Below are 15,288 nucleotides of genomic sequence, written 5' to 3' on the forward strand. Positions count from 1 at the left end.
GCAGGTCGGCGACCTGGCTCCCTTACTTCTTCCGTGACCGGCTGGATTCGACATGACCGCTCAGCGGCGGCGGGATGTGCGGACGCTGAACTCGGCGCCCGGACGGCGTGGCGGCCTCAGCGCCGGGTGTTGAGGATCTTGCCGATCGCGTCGGACGCGGTCGTCGCCGCCCGCTTGGGGTCCTGGCCGGTGAGGACCGCCGTCATGAACGGCTTGATCGGGTTCTTGGCCTCGACGTCGGCCCAGTGCGCGGAGTTCGGGGTGGCCCGGCCCTGGGCGGCGCCGGTGGCCATGGCGGCGGCTCCCGCGTCACCCTCGACGACATGGGCGAGGGTGGTCTTGTTGGGCACGTAGCTCATGGTGGTGGCGAGTTCGGTCTGCCACTTCTCGCTGACCAGGGCGGTGATCACGTCGACGGCCTGGGGGCGCCGCCCGGTCTTCTGCGGGATGATCAGGTCGGAGCCGCCAGTGAAGACGGCTCCGGGCTTCTCGGTGGTCTTGCCGGGGATGGGGAAGAAGCCGAGCTTCCCCTTGAGCGCCGGGTTGGCCGCCTCGATCTCCCGGGCCTGACCGGGCGGCGCGATGATCTGGGCGACCTGGCCCCGGGCGAAGACCTGGGACTGCGGGGGCGTTTCCTCGTCCGCGTCCTTGGGGCCGTCGCCGAGGCCTTGGAGCTGCTTGTAGAAGTCCATGGCGGACAGGGCCTTGTCCTCGTCGAGGGCGCCGGACCATTCGCCGCTGTTCTCCACGGCGAGGTCGCCGCCCTCGTCCCAGATGAACCCCGCGAGGACGTACCAGTTCTGGCCGGGCAGGTAGATGCCCTGCCGGCCGCCGTTGTCGGCCGTGTCCCCCTTGTCGAGCCTCTGGGTGGTCGCGAGCCATTCCTGACGGCTCTTGGGCGCGCTCTTGATGCCGGCGGCCGCGAAGAGGTCCTTGTTGTAGATGACCACGCGGTTGGCCGCGTACCAGGGGACCCCGTACTGGGCTCCGTCGACGCTGCCGGGGTCGGACAGGCCCCGCAGCCAGTCGTTGCTGCCCCAGGCGCGCAGCCCTTCCAGGGTCAGTTCGCTCAGGCCCCCGGTCTCCACGTACTGGGCGACCTGGGTGTTGCCGACCTCGATGACGTCGGCGCTCTCCTTGCTCTTGCCCTGGAGGACGGCGTTGACCTTGTCGACGACGCCCGTCCATTCCTGGATCTTGACGACGAGGTCGATGTCGGGGTGTTCCTTCTCGAAGTCGGCGGTGAACTTGCCGATGAACGTGTCCGAGGCGCTTCCCTTCATCAGCCACAGCGTCACCTTTTCGGGTCCGGCCCCCGATCCGGCCGATCCGGCGCAACCGGAGAGGGCGGTCGTGGCCGCGAGGGCGGTGCACAGGGCGAGGAAGCGCATCTTCACGGAAAGTCACCTTCTGGGGACGGATCTCAGATGGCTTGAAAATTGGCATGGACCAATGGGCTGGTCAAGACCTTCCGCCTCGGGACTCTTCCCGCAAAGTTCGCGGGAGTGGACTTACTGGGGCACCGTGGAACCAGGCAACAGCGACCACTGTCGGGAGACGCCCATGTCCCACCACACGTACCGGGTGACCGAAATCGTCGGCACCTCCCACGAGGGCATCGATCAGGCCATCCGCAACGGGATCTCGCGAGCGGGCGCGAAGCTGCGCAACCTGGACTGGTTCGAGGTGACGCAGGTGCGCGGGCACATCGAGAACGGCGAGGTCGCCCACTATCAGGTGGGCTTGAAGGTGGGTTTCCGGCTCGACGACGAGGACTGACGGGCCGGGTGCACGCCGTCCGTGGCTTGCCGGGCGCCCACGGACGGCGGTACACCCGGCCGGCGGTACGTCAGGGGCGCTCGCCGCGCCACGTCGGCGCGGCCGTGTCCGACGGTACGTCAGGTGCGGCCTTCGGTCTCCTGGGCGGTGGTGAGTTCCGGCGCGTCCGCCGCCCAGTCGGCGAGCACCACGCGGAAGCCGGCCTCCCGGGCGGCCTGGCAGACGAGTTCGTCGTCGTCCACGAGCATCCGCACCTCCCTGCCCCGGGCGATCCGGCCGAGCACCTCCAGCTTGGTCGCCCGGGCGGGGCGCCGGTCCCGATCGCCGCGCATCCACAACCGGCCCTCCGGCAGCCCGTGCCGCGCCAGCCACTCCACGGTGTCCGCCCGGCAACGCTCCGGCCGCCCGGTCAGGTAGACCACCTCGCAGTCGGCCGCGCTCTCCACCGCCAGGGCCACCCCGCGCGCGAGCGGCGGATCGGCCGGGGCGGCGCCGAAGAAACCGTCCCAGTCGCGCGGACGGCGCTCCAGGAAGTGCTGGCGGTGGTCGGTGTCGGACAGGGTGTTGTCGATGTCGAAGACGGCCAGGGGCCGGCGACCGGCGCTCTCACGGGACATGGGGGAAGCGTAGAGGGCCCCTCGCGGCTTCGGGAATCCCGACGGCCCCCCGGCGTTGAAGAGGTGTGTGATCCCGAGAATCTCGATACTCGACCGGTCCCGCACGCGCCTGGGGCACCCCGCCCCGCAGGCCCTGCGGGACACCGTGGAACTCGCCCGCGAGGCCGAGCGGCTCGGCTACCACCGCTTCTGGGTGTCCGAGCACCACAGCGTGCCGGGCGTGGCGGGCTCCGCGCCCACCGTGCTGGCCGCCGCCGTGGCCGCCGCCACCCGGCGGATACGCGTCGGCACCGGTGGGGTCATGCTGCCCAACCACCGGCCGATCGTCGTCGCGGAACAGTTCGGGGTGCTCGAGGCCCTGTTCCCCGGGCGCATCGACATGGGCCTGGGGCGTTCGGTCGGCTTCACCGACGGGATCCGCCGGGCCCTGGGCCGTGACACCGAGGACGCAGACCGGTTCGAGGAACAGCTCGCCGAGCTGCTGGGCTGGTTCGACGGCACCCAGCGGGCCCACCCCGAGGTGCACGCCCGCCCGGCGGAGGGGTCGCGGGTCCCGGCGTACGTACTGGCCACCGGCGAGGGCGCGCGGATCGCGGCCCGGGCCGGGCTGCCGGTGGTCGTGGGCGACCTGCGGGCCCGCGACCGGGTCGCGCGGGCCGTGGCGACGTACCGAGAGGAGTTCCGGCCCTCCCCTTGGGGCGCGCGGCCGTACGTGGTGGTCTCCGGGACGGTGGCGGTCGCGGCCACCGAGGAGGCCGCCCGGCGGATCCTGCTTCCGGAGGCGTGGTCCCTGGCGTACTCCCGCACCCGGGGGTCCTTCCCGCCTCTGCGCCCGGCCGAGGAGATCGAGGCCCTGGAGATGACCCCGAAGGAGCGCGAGCTGTACGAGGGCGCGCTCCAAGGCCACGTCCACGGCACCGAGGAGCAGGTCGCGGCGGAGCTGACCGAGGTCACCGGCGCGTTGGGCGCCGACGAGCTGATGGTGACGACGTCCACCTACGACCGCGCGGCCCTGCTGGACTCGCTCGCCGGGCTGGCCCGCGCCGCCGGCCTCGAAGGGGCGGAGGCGGGAACGGCGGGACCGGGCGCTCGCGACGACACCGCTTAAACTGGGGTGAATGCACCCGCACACCGCAGCCGAGACCGAAGCCCACGACCCGTACGTACGGGTGCGGGGGGCCCGGGAGCACAACCTGCGCGGCGTCGACGTGGACATCCCGCGCGACGCGCTCACCGTCTTCACCGGCGTCTCGGGCTCCGGCAAGAGTTCCCTCGCCTTCGGCACGCTCTACGCCGAGGCGCAGCGCCGGTACTTCGAGTCCGTGGCCCCGTACGCCCGGCGGCTGATCCACCAGATCGGCGCCCCGAAGGTGGACTCCGTCACGGGACTGCCGCCCGCGGTCTCCCTGGAACAGCGGCGTTCCTCGCCCGGTTCCCGGTCCTCGGTCGGGACGGTGACGATGCTGTCCAACTCGCTTCGGATGCTGTACTCCCGGGCCGGCGCCCATCCCCCCGGCGCCGAGCGGCTCGACTCCGACTCCTTCTCCCCCAACACCGCAGCCGGAGCCTGCCCCTCCTGTCACGGAATCGGCCGTGTCCACCGCACCAGCGAGGAACTCCTCGTGCCGGACCCGGACCTGTCGATCCGCCAGGGAGCCATCGCGGCCTGGCCCGGCGCCTGGCAGGGCAAGAACCTGCGCGACATCCTGGAGGCGCTCGGCCACGACGTGGACGCGCCCTGGCGGGACCTGCCGGCGAAGGACCGCGAATGGATGCTCTTCACCGAGGAACAGCCGGTGGTCACCGTGCATCCGGTGAGGGACGCCGACCGCATCCAACGCCCCTATCAGGGCACGTACATGAGCGCCCATCGTTATGTGATGCGGACCTTCGCCGACAGCAAGAGCGCCACGCTGCGCGCCCGCGCCGAGAAGTTCCTCACCGACTCGCCGTGCCCGCGCTGCGAGGGCCGCAGACTGCGGCCCGAGGCACTCGCGGTGACCTTCGCCGGGCGGACGATCGCCGAGCTGGCGTCGCTGGCGCTGACCGCCCTGGACGACGTACTGGCCTCCACGCCCGTGGAAGGTGAGGCGGCGCGGGTGCTCATCGAGGACCTGCGGGCGCGGATCGGACCGATCACCGAGCTGGGGCTCGGCTATCTGAGCCTGGACCGCCCCGCGCCGACCCTGTCGGCGGGCGAGTTGCAGCGGCTCCGGCTGGCGACGCAGCTGCGGTCGGGCCTCTTCGGGGTGGTGTACGTACTGGACGAACCGTCGGCTGGGCTGCACCCGGCCGACACCGAGGCGCTGCTCGGCGTACTGGACCGGCTCAAGGCGGCCGGGAACACGGTGTTCGTGGTGGAGCACGACTTGGAAGTGGTGCGGCACGCGGACTGGCTGGTGGACGTGGGGCCGCTGGCCGGGGAGCACGGCGGGCGGGTGCTGCACAGCGGGCCGCCGGCGGCGCTGGCCGCCGTGGCCCGGTCGGCGACCGCCCGCCACCTGTTCCGGATGGACGGGCCGGACCCGGCCCGCGCGGCGCGAACCGCGACGGGGGCGGTGCGGCTGAGCGGGGTCGAACGGCACAACCTGCGGGGCGTGGACGCGGAGTTCCCGCTGGGCGTGTTCACGGCCGTCACGGGTGTGTCCGGGTCCGGGAAGTCGACGTTGGTGGGTCAGGCGCTGGCCGGGGAGGTCCGGGAGCGGCTCGCGGACGATCGGTTCCCGGTGCGGCGGCTGGTGGAGGTGGACCAGAAGCCGATCGGTCGCACCCCGCGCTCCAACCTGGCCACCTACACGGGGTTGTTCGACGTGGTGCGCAGGCTCTTCACCGCGTCGCCGCAGGCGCGGGAGCGCGGCTGGAAGGCGGGACGGTTCTCCTTCAACGTGCCGGGCGGCCGCTGCGAGACCTGTCAGGGCGAGGGCTTCGTGTCGGTGGAGCTGCTGTTCCTGCCCAGCACGTACGCCCCCTGCCCGGAGTGCGGGGGCGCGCGGTACAACGCCGAGACCCTGGAGGTGCGGTACGAGGGGCTGACCATCGCGGAGGTGCTGGACCTGACCGTGGGCTCGGCGTCGGCCTTCTTCGCACGGGTACCGGCGGCGGCGCGCAGCCTGCGCGCACTGGAGGAGATCGGGCTGGGCTACCTGCGGTTGGGCCAGCCGGCGACGCAGTTGTCGGGTGGTGAGGCGCAGCGGATCAAGCTGGCGACGGAACTGCAGAGGCTGCGCCGCGACCACACGCTGTACCTGCTGGACGAGCCGACGACGGGCTTGCATCCGGCCGATGTACGGGTGCTGCTGCGGCAGTTGCACGGCCTGGTGGACGCCGGACATTCGGTGGTGGTCGTGGAGCACGACATGGAGGTCGTCGCGGGGGCGGACTGGGTGATCGACCTGGGGCCGGGCGGTGGGGCGGACGGCGGCCTCGTGGTCGCGGCCGGCACCCCCGCGGAGGTGGCCCGCACACCGGCCGGCGTCACGGCGCGCCATCTGGCGCGGGCCCTGGGACGCGCCGGCGAGTAGCCGGCGGGAGTGGCCGTCCCGACGAGGCTGCGGGCGCCGCTCACGGGGAGCCGTACACCTCGAACTCGTAGAGCGAGTAGCCGTACGTCGTACCGCGCCGGGTGCCGTACACGCGGACGTAGCGGCCCGAGCCGGTCAGGCCGGTCAGGTCCTGGACGGCGCCCGCGCCGGCGGTCGTGGAGTAGACGGTGCGCCAGGTGGTGGCGTCGTCGGAGAGCTGGACGCGGAAGGACTTCCCGTACGCCGCCTCCCAGCGCAGGACCACGCGGTCGACGCGACGGACGGCACCGAGGTCGACCTGGAGCCACTGGGGGTCGGCGTACGCGCTGGACCAGCGGGTGGCGCGATCGCCGTCGGTCGCGGAGGCCGCGGGGAAGTTCGCCGTCTCGGTACTGGAGGCGGTCGTCGGGCGGCCCAGGGCCAGGTTGCCCGGCTGGGCGGGGCCCGGCCAGGCGGGGTTGTGACCCACGGCGGCCACGATAGGGGTGAAGGCGGCGTACGTCGCCACCGGCTTCGGTGATCCCCAGGTCTGCTGGGCCAGTGCGCGCAGCGGGTACATGATGCCCGCCGCGATCTGGTCCTCGCTCTCGGCGGTGGGGTTGTCGCACCAGACGTGCAGCAGCGAGCCGGGGTTCCTCGCGGGGTCGGAGAGGCTGCCGCCGCCCTCGAAGCGGTCCGCGGTCCAGGTCTCGTACATCCACTTGGTGTCCGGTTTGGCGCCGCCGAGCACGTAATAGGTGGGCGTCCAGGACTCGTTGGCCACGGTGTGCCCGGCGGCGGCCAACTGCTGCGGGGTGAGGCCGTAGGTGTACCAGTACTCGACGACGATGGCTGCGTTCGGGCTGAGCGTTCCGTCGCCGGACTTGATTCCGTCGTTCCACATGCGGGTGGTCTTGCCGCCCGCGCGGACCTGGGCGTCGGCCCAGTTGACGAACCCGTAGTAGGTGTCCTTGGCGGTGGCGTTCGCGCCGTAATGGGCGTGGGCGTAATCGAGGAGTTGGGGGTACTTGGTGTAGTCGGTGACGTACTCGTCCGCGCCGATGTGCCAGTACGGCCCGGGGAACAGGGGCAGGTACTCGTCGAGCAGGTCCTTGAGCAGCGTGTACGAGGCGGGCAGGGAGAGGTCGATGAAGTCGGGGCTGAGGGTGCCGGAGCTGCTCTTGAGGCGGAGTTCGGGGTGCGCGGCCAACACCGCGTTCATGTGTCCGGGCGTGTCCATCTCCGGGACGATGGTGACGTGGTACCTGCGGCCGAGGGCGACCAGGTCGGCGATGTCCTGCTTGGTGTAGTGGTCGGTGGAGACGATCTCCGGGTGCGTGGCGCTTTCCAGCCGGAAGCCGAAGGTGTCGGAGAGGTGGAAGTGGAAGGTGTTGAGCTTGAGGTAGGCCAGTTCCTTGATGTGTTGCTTCAGCCAGTCGACGGTGAAGAACTTCCGTCCCTGGTCGACCATGAGCCCGCGCTCCGCCTTGGTGGGCCAGTCGACCGCGGTTCCGGCCGGCACCGACGCGGACCGGTGGAGGAGTTGCAGGATGCTGCGGGTGCCGTTGAAGACGCCGGTGGCGGTGGCGGCGGAGACGGTGAGGGAGGCCGCGACGGTCAGCCGGTAGCCCTCGGCGGGCAGTGCGGGGTCGCCGAGGGTGAACCCGATGTCGCCGGGGGCCGGTACCGCGGTGACCACGGCCACGCCGCGGCCGGCCGCCGCGCCCAGGTCTTCCGCGAAGGTGGCCGCCTCGTCGGAGAGCCGGTCCGCGTAGGCGGGGTCGACCGCGATGCGGGTGGCGGCGGTGAAGGTGTACGCGCCGGCGCCGGCCGTCCACTGCCGCAGGGCCGGCACCGTCTGCGGCGCCGCGGCGGCCGCTCTGGCGGCATGGGCGGCGTGGGCGGGGGCGCTGGGAACGGTCAGCGCGAAGACCGCGCAGGCGGCGGCGATCAGGAACCTGAGCAGACGCATGGCTGCCTCCAGCGGGCGGTGGCCGCAGAGCGGAAGGGTGCACCAGTGCAGCCCAATGCCGCGTACATGTCAATACGTGCTCGAAACCCGGCCGGATCGAGCACTCTCGCGCAATACGCGGGGCCCACGGGTGCCACGGGGGCGGGCCGACTCAGGCATCGCCCGGCAGCAGGTGCTGCGGTAGTTCGCGGAAGCTCCAACGGCCCCGGTCGCGGGTGAACATCCAAACCAGGTCGTGGCGGTCGGGCCAGGCGGCGGGGACCCCGAGGACCTGGTGGGCGCCGAGGGCGCGGATCAGGCGGGGGATGCCGGCGGGCTCCCAGCAGATGAGGACGGGCATCCGCGCGGCCAGTACCGCCCGCGCCAGGGCCGGTTCCGCTCCGACGGCGAATTCGGCGCGGACGGGCAGGCGCAGGGCCGTCGCCAGCGGCTCGACGGTCTGCTTGCAACGGGCGGCCGCCGACGGGCCGCCGGTCGCGAAGACCGCCGCGGGGCGGGGCAGTGGGGCCCGGGCCGCCGGGGGGAACAGCCGTGGGAGCTCCTCGGCTCGGCGCTCGCCCCGGCCGGCCAGCGAGCCGGGGTGTTCGTTGCCGTCGTCGTCCTCGCCTGTGTCCCCGGGGGGTGGCTGCTCCCCGTGTCGGACGATCATGACGAGGGCGTCCTCGGGAAGGGCCTTCGGGCCGGGGGCCGGGCGCGGGTGCCGCGTGGCGCAGCCCGCCACCGCGAGCGGTGCGAGGGCGGCGGCCAGCACGGCTCGGCGGCGCGGTCCGGACCCGGCGGGGGCTTGTGCCATGGGGTCACTGTCTCCCACGGCCCCGATCCGGTCCGGTCGCGGCGCGACGTACGGCCGCCACGAGCGCCCGGTCGGCGCATCGGGTCCCCTCGTTCGGCTCCCCCGCGCCCGCCCCCGTACGGGTGCGTTTTGATCGTCCGCTCCCGGCCTCCGGGTGGGGGCTACCCCTTGCGGACCGCCCGGAGCCACTCCTTGTTCATCGCGGCGATCGACGGCAGCGGGATGCCCTTGGGACAGGCCGTGGCGCATTCGCCGGTGAGGGTGCAGCCGCCGAAGCCTTCGTCGTCCATCCGGGCCACCATGTCCAGCACCCGCGTCTCCCGCTCGGGCGAACCCTGCGGCAGCACGTTCAGGTGGTTGACCTTGGCGGAGGTGAACAGCATCGCGGAGCCGTTGGGGCAGGCCGCCACGCAGGCGCCGCAGCCTATGCACTCGGCGTGCTCGAAGGCGTAGTCGGCGTCGGCCTTGGGCACGGCGTTGGCGTGCGCCTCCGGCGCGGAGCCGGTGGGTGCGGTGATGTAGCCGCCGGCCTGGATGATCCGGTCGAAGGCGCTCCGGTCGACGACGAGGTCCTTGACCACCGGGAAGGCCGAGGCCCGCCACGGTTCGATGTCGATGGTGTCGCCGTCGGCGAAGGCCCGCATGTGGAGCTGGCAGGTGGTGGTCCGCTCGGGGCCGTGGGCGTGGCCGTTGATGACGAGGCTGCAGGCGCCGCAGATGCCTTCGCGGCAGTCGTGGTCGAAGGCGACGGGGTCCTCACCGCGCAGGATGAGGTCCTCGTTGAGGGTGTCGAGCATCTCCAGGAAGGACATGTCCTTCGAGATGCCGTCGACCTCGTAGGAGGCCATGGCGCCGGGGGCGTCGGCGTTTCGCTGGCGCCAGACGCGCAGGGTGAGCTTCATGCGTAGCTCCGCTGGGTGGGGTGGACGTACTCGAAGACGAGGTCTTCCTTGTGCAGGACGGGCGCGATGCCCGTGCCCTGGTACTGCCAGGCCGCCGCGTAGCCGAACTCCTCGTCGCGGCGGGCCGCTTCGCCGTCCGGGGTCTGGGACTCCTCGCGGAAGTGTCCGCCGCAGGATTCGGCACGGTGCAGGGCGTCGAGGCACATCAGCTCCGCGAGCTCCAGGTAGTCGACGACGCGGTTGGCCTTCTCCAACGACTGGTTGAACTCCTGGCCGCTGCCGGGGACCTTGATCCGCCTCCAGAACTCGTCGCGGATCTCCGGGATGCGGGCGAGGGCCTTGCGCAGGCCGGCGTCGGAGCGCGCCATTCCGCAGTACTCCCACATGAGTTCACCGATCTCGCGGTGGAAGGAGTCGGGGGTGCGGTCGCCGTCCACGGCGAGCAGCTTCGCGAGGGTGTCGCGGGTCTCGCGGACGGCTGCCGCCGCCTCGGGGTGCGCGTCGTCCACGGTGTCGCGGTGGGGGTTGCGGGCGAGGTAGTCGTTGATGGTGGAGGGCAGTACGAAGTAGCCGTCGGCGAGGCCCTGCATGAGCGCGGAGGCACCGAGACGGTTGGCACCGTGGTCGGAGAAGTTCGCCTCGCCGATCGCGAACAGGCCCGGGACGGTGGTCTGGAGGTCGTAGTCGACCCAGAGTCCCCCCATCGTGTAGTGGACGGCCGGGTAGATCCGCATGGGGACCTCGTACGGGTTCTCGGCGGTGATCCGCTCGTACATGTCGAAGAGGTTGCCGTACTTCTCGGCGACCTTGTCCTTGCCCATGCGGCGGATGGCGTCCGCGAAGTCCAGGTAGACGCCCTGGCCGCCGGGGCCGACGCCGCGGCCCTCGTCGCAGACGTTCTTCGCGGCGCGCGAGGCGATGTCGCGGGGCACGAGGTTGCCGAAGGAGGGGTAGATCCGCTCCAGGTAGTAGTCCCGCTCCGCTTCGGGGATCTCGGCCGCGGGGCGGGTGTCGCCCTTGGCCTTGGGCACCCAGATACGGCCGTCGTTGCGCAGGGACTCGCTCATCAGCGTCAGCTTCGACTGGTGGTCGCCGGTGCGCGGGATGCAGGTGGGGTGGATCTGGGTGAAGCACGGGTTCGCGAAGTAGGCGCCGCGCCGGTGCGCCCGCCAGATGGCGGTCGCGTTGGAGTTCATGGCGTTGGTGGAGAGGTAGAAGACGTTGCCGTAGCCACCGCTCGCCAGCACGACGGCGTCGGCGTAGTACGTGCTGATCTTCCCGGTGATCAGGTCGCGGGCGACGATGCCTCGCGCCACTCCGTCGACCGTGATCAGGTCGAGCATCTCGGTGCGGGCGTGCATCTCGACGTTGCCGGCGGCGATCTGCCGGGACAACGCCTGGTAGGCGCCGAGGAGCAGTTGCTGACCCGTCTGGCCGCGGGCGTAGAAGGTGCGCGAGACCTGGACGCCGCCGAAGGAGCGGGTGTCGAGGAGACCGCCGTACTCGCGGGCGAAGGGGACGCCTTGGGCCACGCACTGGTCGATGATCTCGACGGAGATCTGGGCGAGGCGGTGGACGTTGGACTCGCGGGCGCGGAAGTCGCCGCCCTTGACGGTGTCGTAGAAGAGGCGGTGTACGGAGTCGCCGTCGTTGCGGTAGTTCTTGGCGGCGTTGATGCCGCCTTGGGCGGCGATGGAGTGGGCCCGGCGCGGGGAGTCGGAGTAGCAGAACTGGATGACGTGGTAGCCCTGTTCGGCGAGGGTGGCACCGGCCGCGCCGCCGGCCAGGCCGGTGCCGACGACGATGACGGTGTGCCTGCGGCGGTTGGCGGGGTTGACCAGCTTGGCCTCGAAGCGGCGGCGGTCCCAACGGTCGGCGATGGGGCCGGCGGGGGCCTTGGCGTCGGCGAGGGGCTCGCCGGTGGTGTAGGCGGCGTAGTCGCTGTTGTCGGTGCTGCTCATCTCAGCTCACCACTCCGGTCATGACGGCGACGGGCACGGACACGAAGCCCGCGAAGAGGACGAGGGCCAGGGCATTGGCCAGGAACCTGAGGGACCGCTCGCGCCGGGCGTTGCCGGCGCCGAGGGTCTGGGCGGCGCTGCAGAAGCCGTGACGTACGTGCAGGCCGAGAGCGGCCATGGCCACGATGTAGATCGTGTTGCCGTACCAGGTGGAGAAGGTGGCGAGGACGTTCTCGTAGGGGTGGCCGGCCCACGCCCGCTGGTTGACGGTGAGCGTGGTGAGGTCGAGCAGGTGCCAGACGATGAACAGGGCGAGGATGACGCCGCCCCAGCGCATCGTGCGGGTGGCGTAGCTCGCGCGGCGCCGCTTGTGGGCGTACGCGACGGGACGTGCCTTGATGTCGCGGCGGCTGAGCTGGTAGGCGCAGGCCCCGTGCGCGACGACGGCGGCGACGAGCACGACGCGGACGATCCACAGGGCCCACTCGTGGTGGAGGAAGGGGGCTCCGAGGGTGCGCAGCCAGTGCGCGTAGCCGTTGAACTCCTCCGACCCGAAGAAGATCTTCAGGTTGCCGAGCATGTGGACGACGAGGTAGCCGAGCATGATCAGGCCGGAGACGGCCATCACGGACTTCTTGCCGACGGTGGAGTCCCAGAGCGTGCGCGTGGTGGACGGCCGTCGATCCGTCCGCGGTGCCAATGCCATGGGACGACGGTAGGGACGAAGGTCCCGAAAGGTCCAAGACATGATGGAGCTGCACTCGATAGGCCGTGTCTATGAATGGCCGTATCCTGGGGTGATGCAGTTCCAGCAGCTCCTCTATTTCGTGGCGGTCGCCGAGACCCGGCACTTCACCCGGGCGGCGGAGCGGGTCCATGTCGCCCAGCCGTCGCTCTCCCAGCAGATCAAGGCCCTGGAGCGGGAGCTGGGGGCGGAACTGTTCAGCCGGGCGCGGGGCAACATCGCCCTCACGGACGCGGGAGAGGCGCTGCTGCCGCTGGCCCGGCGCATCCTGGCGGACGCGGACACGGCGCGGCTGGAGGTACAGGAGCTGGCGCAGCTGCGGCGCGGGCGAATCCGGCTGGGGGCCACGCCGAGCGTGTGCACGGGGTTGCTGCCGGACGTCCTGCGCGCCTTTCACGCCGCGCACCCGGGGATCGAGCTCCTGATCGAGGAGAGCGGTTCGCTGGACCTCGTACGGGAACTCGCGCGCGGTGTCCTGGACTTGGCCCTGATCGCACTGCCGCTTCCGCCGTCGGCGCCGGCGCTGACGACGGTGGAGCTGCTGACCGAGGACCTGGTGGTGGTCTCGGCCGCGGACCGGCCGGCGCCCGGTGGGGGCGGGCCGCTGACCATCGCGGCGTTGCGTGACGAGCCGATGGTGATGTTCCGGCACGGCTACGACCTGCGGGACCTGACGGTGGCGGCCTGCCGGTCGGCGGGCTTCGAGCCGGTGTTCACGGTGGAGGGCGGCGAGATGGACGCCGTCCTCGGCTTCGTCCGGGCGGGGCTCGGGATCGCGGTGGTCCCGGCGATGGTCGTCGGCCACGGCGGACCGGGCCTGCGCGCCACCCCGCTCACGGGCTCCCCCCTGCGCCGCACGATCGCCTTGGCCCACCGCACGGACGTCGCTCCCCCGCGCGCGGCCCGCGAACTCAAGCGCATGCTGCTGTCCTGACCTGGTGGGCACCACCGACCGACTCCCGGTTCGGGGCCGCAGGTCCGGGGCGCGGGTCCGGGGCCGCAGGTCCGGGGCCGCAGGTCCGGGGCCGCAGGTCCGGGGCCGCAGGTCCGGGGCGCGGGTCCGGTCAGGACCGGCGTATGGGGAGGCTGCGGTCGAGACCGTCCGCCAGCATCGCGAAGGCCTGTTCGGCCTCGGCGAGGGCGGTGGGGTAAGCCTCGTCGGCGCTCTGCCCGGCGGCGAGGCGGTGGTAGTTCTCCCGGCCCAGCTCACGGCGGGCGGTCACGAGGTGCTGCGCCGCCAGGCGAGCGGCGAGGGGGGCGACCCGCTCCTCCTGCAACACCGCCGCGAGCAGCTCCACCTCGCGGGCGGTGTAGTGCCCGATCCGGGACTCCAGGCTCCGGGTGGCGTACAGCAGGCCCTGGAAGGCGAGCACGTTCGGGTGGTCACACAGGCCCGTGATGGGGTCACGGTCGGCGAGCGCCGCCAGGAAGTGCGCCCGCAGGGCCCCGACCGGACCCGCTCCCGCCTCACGGTCGCGCACGATGCGGGCGGCCTCGTCCTGGTGGTCGGCGAACCGGTCGAGCACCAGGTCTTCCTTGGTGGGGAAGTAGCGGAACAGCGTGGGCTTGGAGACCTCCGCCGCGGCGGCGACATCGGCCACCGACACGGCGTCGAAGCCGTGCTCCAGGAACAGTTCCAGCGCCGTGGCCGCCAGGTGGTGGCGCGTGCGCAGCTTCTTGCTCTCGCGCAGACCCGAGGTGCGCGGTTCCGTCGTGTTGTTCATGCTCGGAGCCTACCACGAAATCCATGACCGAGTTATTTTCTTAACCGGGTTGCTTTTTCTGTCGAGAGGGGCTTTCCTTGGATCAACGACGAGGAGAGGACCTCCCGATGACCGACGTATTGATCGCGGGCTCCGGCCCCACCGGACTGACCCTGGCCTGCGCCCTGGCGCTGCGCGGCGCCGACGTGCGGGTCCTGGAGCAACGCCCCGCGCCGCACCGCGAGTCCCGGGGCAAGGGGCTCCGGCCGAGCAGCCTGGAAGTCTTCGAGACGCTCGGGGTGGCCGGGACCGTACGGGCCATGGGCAGCCAGGGCGTGACCCTGCGCAAGTACTTCGACGGGAAGCAGGTCGCGGACACCACCGTCGACGACGGCGGAGTACTGATCGGGCAGTGGCAGATCGAGCAGGTCCTGCGCGACCGGCTCGCCGAGCTGGGCGTCCGCGTCGAATACGACTCCCGGCTAGTCGCCGTCACCCAGGACTCCACCGGCGTACGGGCGGAGTTGGCGGACGGCGGCGAGGTGACCGCCGGCTACCTGGCCGGATGCGACGGCGGGCGCAGCACCACCCGCGGCCTCCTCGGCATCCCCTTCGAGGGCAATACGCGGGACGAGCCCGCGATGGTCCTCGGGGATGTGCGGGCGCCGGGGCTCAGCCGGGACTACTGGCACCAGTGGTTCACCTCGGAGGGAGGCGGGATACTCCTGTGCCCCATGCCCGGCACGGACAGCTTCCAGCTCCAGGCCGCGCCGGAGGCGGACGAGCGGGGCGGGCATGTGCCGCCCTCGCTGGAGAGCTTCCAGCGGATCTTCGACCGGTGCGCCCGGATGCCGGACATCCGGCTCGCCGACGCCACTTGGCTCTCCAGCTGGCGGATCAACGTGCGCGTTGCCGCCCGTATGCGTGAGGGGCGTGCGTTCCTCGCCGGGGACGCCGCGCACGTCCACCCGATAGCCGGCGGCCTGGGCATGAACACCGGCGTCCAGGACGCGGTCGCCCTCGCCATGACGCTCGCCGCCGCCCTCGGGGACCCGGCCCGCGAGGAGGAGGTGCTCGACGGGTACGAGGCGGAGCGGCTGCCGGTGGCCCTGGATGTCGTGGCCGACACGGCGCGGCGGTACGACCGGGTCGTGGACGGCGTCCGCACGCCCGGCCGGGGGACGGAGGTGGGCCTGGTCCGAGAGTGATCGCGGTCCTGCGCGAGAGTGCGGCCCGGCCGCCGACTCGGCACCGGACGGCACCGAACGCGAACCGGACCGGGACCGGGCCAGAACCGGACCGGGCCGGGACCGGGC

General features: G+C 71.9%; 13 protein-coding genes. 5 read left to right on the forward strand and 8 right to left on the reverse strand.

Annotated features, from left to right (window positions below; genetic code table 11):
* Nucleotides 1-116 precede the first annotated feature (116 nt).
* Nucleotides 117-1,397, reverse strand: coding sequence for an extracellular solute-binding protein (locus tag ACV7NM_RS05485; RefSeq protein WP_463409190.1), 1,281 nt, complete (start codon nt 1,395-1,397; stop codon nt 117-119).
* 166 nt (nt 1,398-1,563) lie between these two features.
* Between ACV7NM_RS05485 and ACV7NM_RS05490 the strand changes: the two genes are divergently transcribed.
* Nucleotides 1,564-1,779, forward strand: a complete 216-nt coding sequence (locus ACV7NM_RS05490) for a dodecin (protein WP_463409191.1) — start codon at nt 1,564-1,566, stop codon at nt 1,777-1,779.
* A 119-nt stretch (nt 1,780-1,898) separates the two neighbouring features.
* Here the strand turns inward: ACV7NM_RS05490 and ACV7NM_RS05495 are convergent, their stop codons facing one another.
* Complete coding sequence (locus ACV7NM_RS05495) at nt 1,899-2,396, reverse strand: phosphatase domain-containing protein (RefSeq protein ID WP_463409192.1); 498 nt, start codon at nt 2,394-2,396, stop codon at nt 1,899-1,901.
* Between the two features lie 67 nt (nt 2,397-2,463).
* Between ACV7NM_RS05495 and ACV7NM_RS05500 the strand changes: the two genes are divergently transcribed.
* On the forward strand, nt 2,464-3,504 hold the full coding sequence (locus ACV7NM_RS05500; protein WP_463409193.1) for an MsnO8 family LLM class oxidoreductase: 1,041 nt from the start codon (nt 2,464-2,466) through the stop codon (nt 3,502-3,504).
* 10 nt (nt 3,505-3,514) lie between these two features.
* On the forward strand, nt 3,515-5,917 hold the full coding sequence (locus ACV7NM_RS05505) for an excinuclease ABC subunit UvrA (protein ID WP_463409194.1): 2,403 nt from the start codon (nt 3,515-3,517) through the stop codon (nt 5,915-5,917).
* Nucleotides 5,918-5,957: 40 nt separating this feature from the next.
* Here the strand turns inward: ACV7NM_RS05505 and ACV7NM_RS05510 are convergent, their stop codons facing one another.
* From ACV7NM_RS05510 to ACV7NM_RS05530, 5 genes are all read right to left on the reverse strand, one after another.
* On the reverse strand, nt 5,958-7,868 hold the full coding sequence (locus ACV7NM_RS05510; RefSeq protein ID WP_463409195.1) for a family 20 glycosylhydrolase: 1,911 nt from the start codon (nt 7,866-7,868) through the stop codon (nt 5,958-5,960).
* Between the two features lie 151 nt (nt 7,869-8,019).
* Nucleotides 8,020-8,661, reverse strand: a complete 642-nt coding sequence (locus tag ACV7NM_RS05515) for a hypothetical protein (protein ID WP_463409196.1) — start codon at nt 8,659-8,661, stop codon at nt 8,020-8,022.
* A gap of 161 nt (nt 8,662-8,822) precedes the next feature.
* Nucleotides 8,823-9,563 carry a succinate dehydrogenase/fumarate reductase iron-sulfur subunit gene (locus tag ACV7NM_RS05520; protein WP_463409197.1) on the reverse strand — a complete coding sequence of 247 codons (741 nt, stop codon included), beginning with the start codon at nt 9,561-9,563 and terminating at the stop codon, nt 8,823-8,825.
* Entirely contained in the window at nt 9,560-11,524 is a 1,965-nt protein-coding gene (locus tag ACV7NM_RS05525; RefSeq protein ID WP_463409198.1) for a fumarate reductase/succinate dehydrogenase flavoprotein subunit, read from the reverse strand. Before ACV7NM_RS05525 ends, ACV7NM_RS05520 begins: the two co-directional genes overlap by 4 nt.
* A gap of 1 nt (nt 11,525) precedes the next feature.
* A complete protein-coding gene (locus ACV7NM_RS05530) occupies nt 11,526-12,230 on the reverse strand; it encodes a succinate dehydrogenase cytochrome b subunit (RefSeq protein WP_463409199.1) in 705 nt (234 codons plus the stop codon).
* A 94-nt stretch (nt 12,231-12,324) separates the two neighbouring features.
* On the opposite strand from ACV7NM_RS05530, the gene ACV7NM_RS05535 reads away from it, so the two are divergent.
* The gene (locus ACV7NM_RS05535) at nt 12,325-13,203 is read left to right on the forward strand and encodes a LysR family transcriptional regulator (RefSeq protein ID WP_463409200.1); all 879 of its coding nucleotides are present in this window, start codon (nt 12,325-12,327) and stop codon (nt 13,201-13,203) included.
* 130 nt (nt 13,204-13,333) lie between these two features.
* Here ACV7NM_RS05535 and ACV7NM_RS05540 read toward each other — a convergent pair whose 3' ends face one another.
* On the reverse strand, nt 13,334-13,993 hold the full coding sequence (locus ACV7NM_RS05540) for a TetR/AcrR family transcriptional regulator (RefSeq protein WP_463409201.1): 660 nt from the start codon (nt 13,991-13,993) through the stop codon (nt 13,334-13,336).
* A gap of 107 nt (nt 13,994-14,100) precedes the next feature.
* Between ACV7NM_RS05540 and ACV7NM_RS05545 the strand changes: the two genes are divergently transcribed.
* Nucleotides 14,101-15,180: an FAD-dependent monooxygenase gene (locus tag ACV7NM_RS05545; protein WP_463409202.1), complete on the forward strand. Its 1,080-nt coding sequence runs from the start codon at nt 14,101-14,103 to the stop codon at nt 15,178-15,180.
* Nucleotides 15,181-15,288 lie beyond the last annotated feature (108 nt).

Source organism: Streptomyces sp. Tek67B01, from assembly GCF_055231995.1.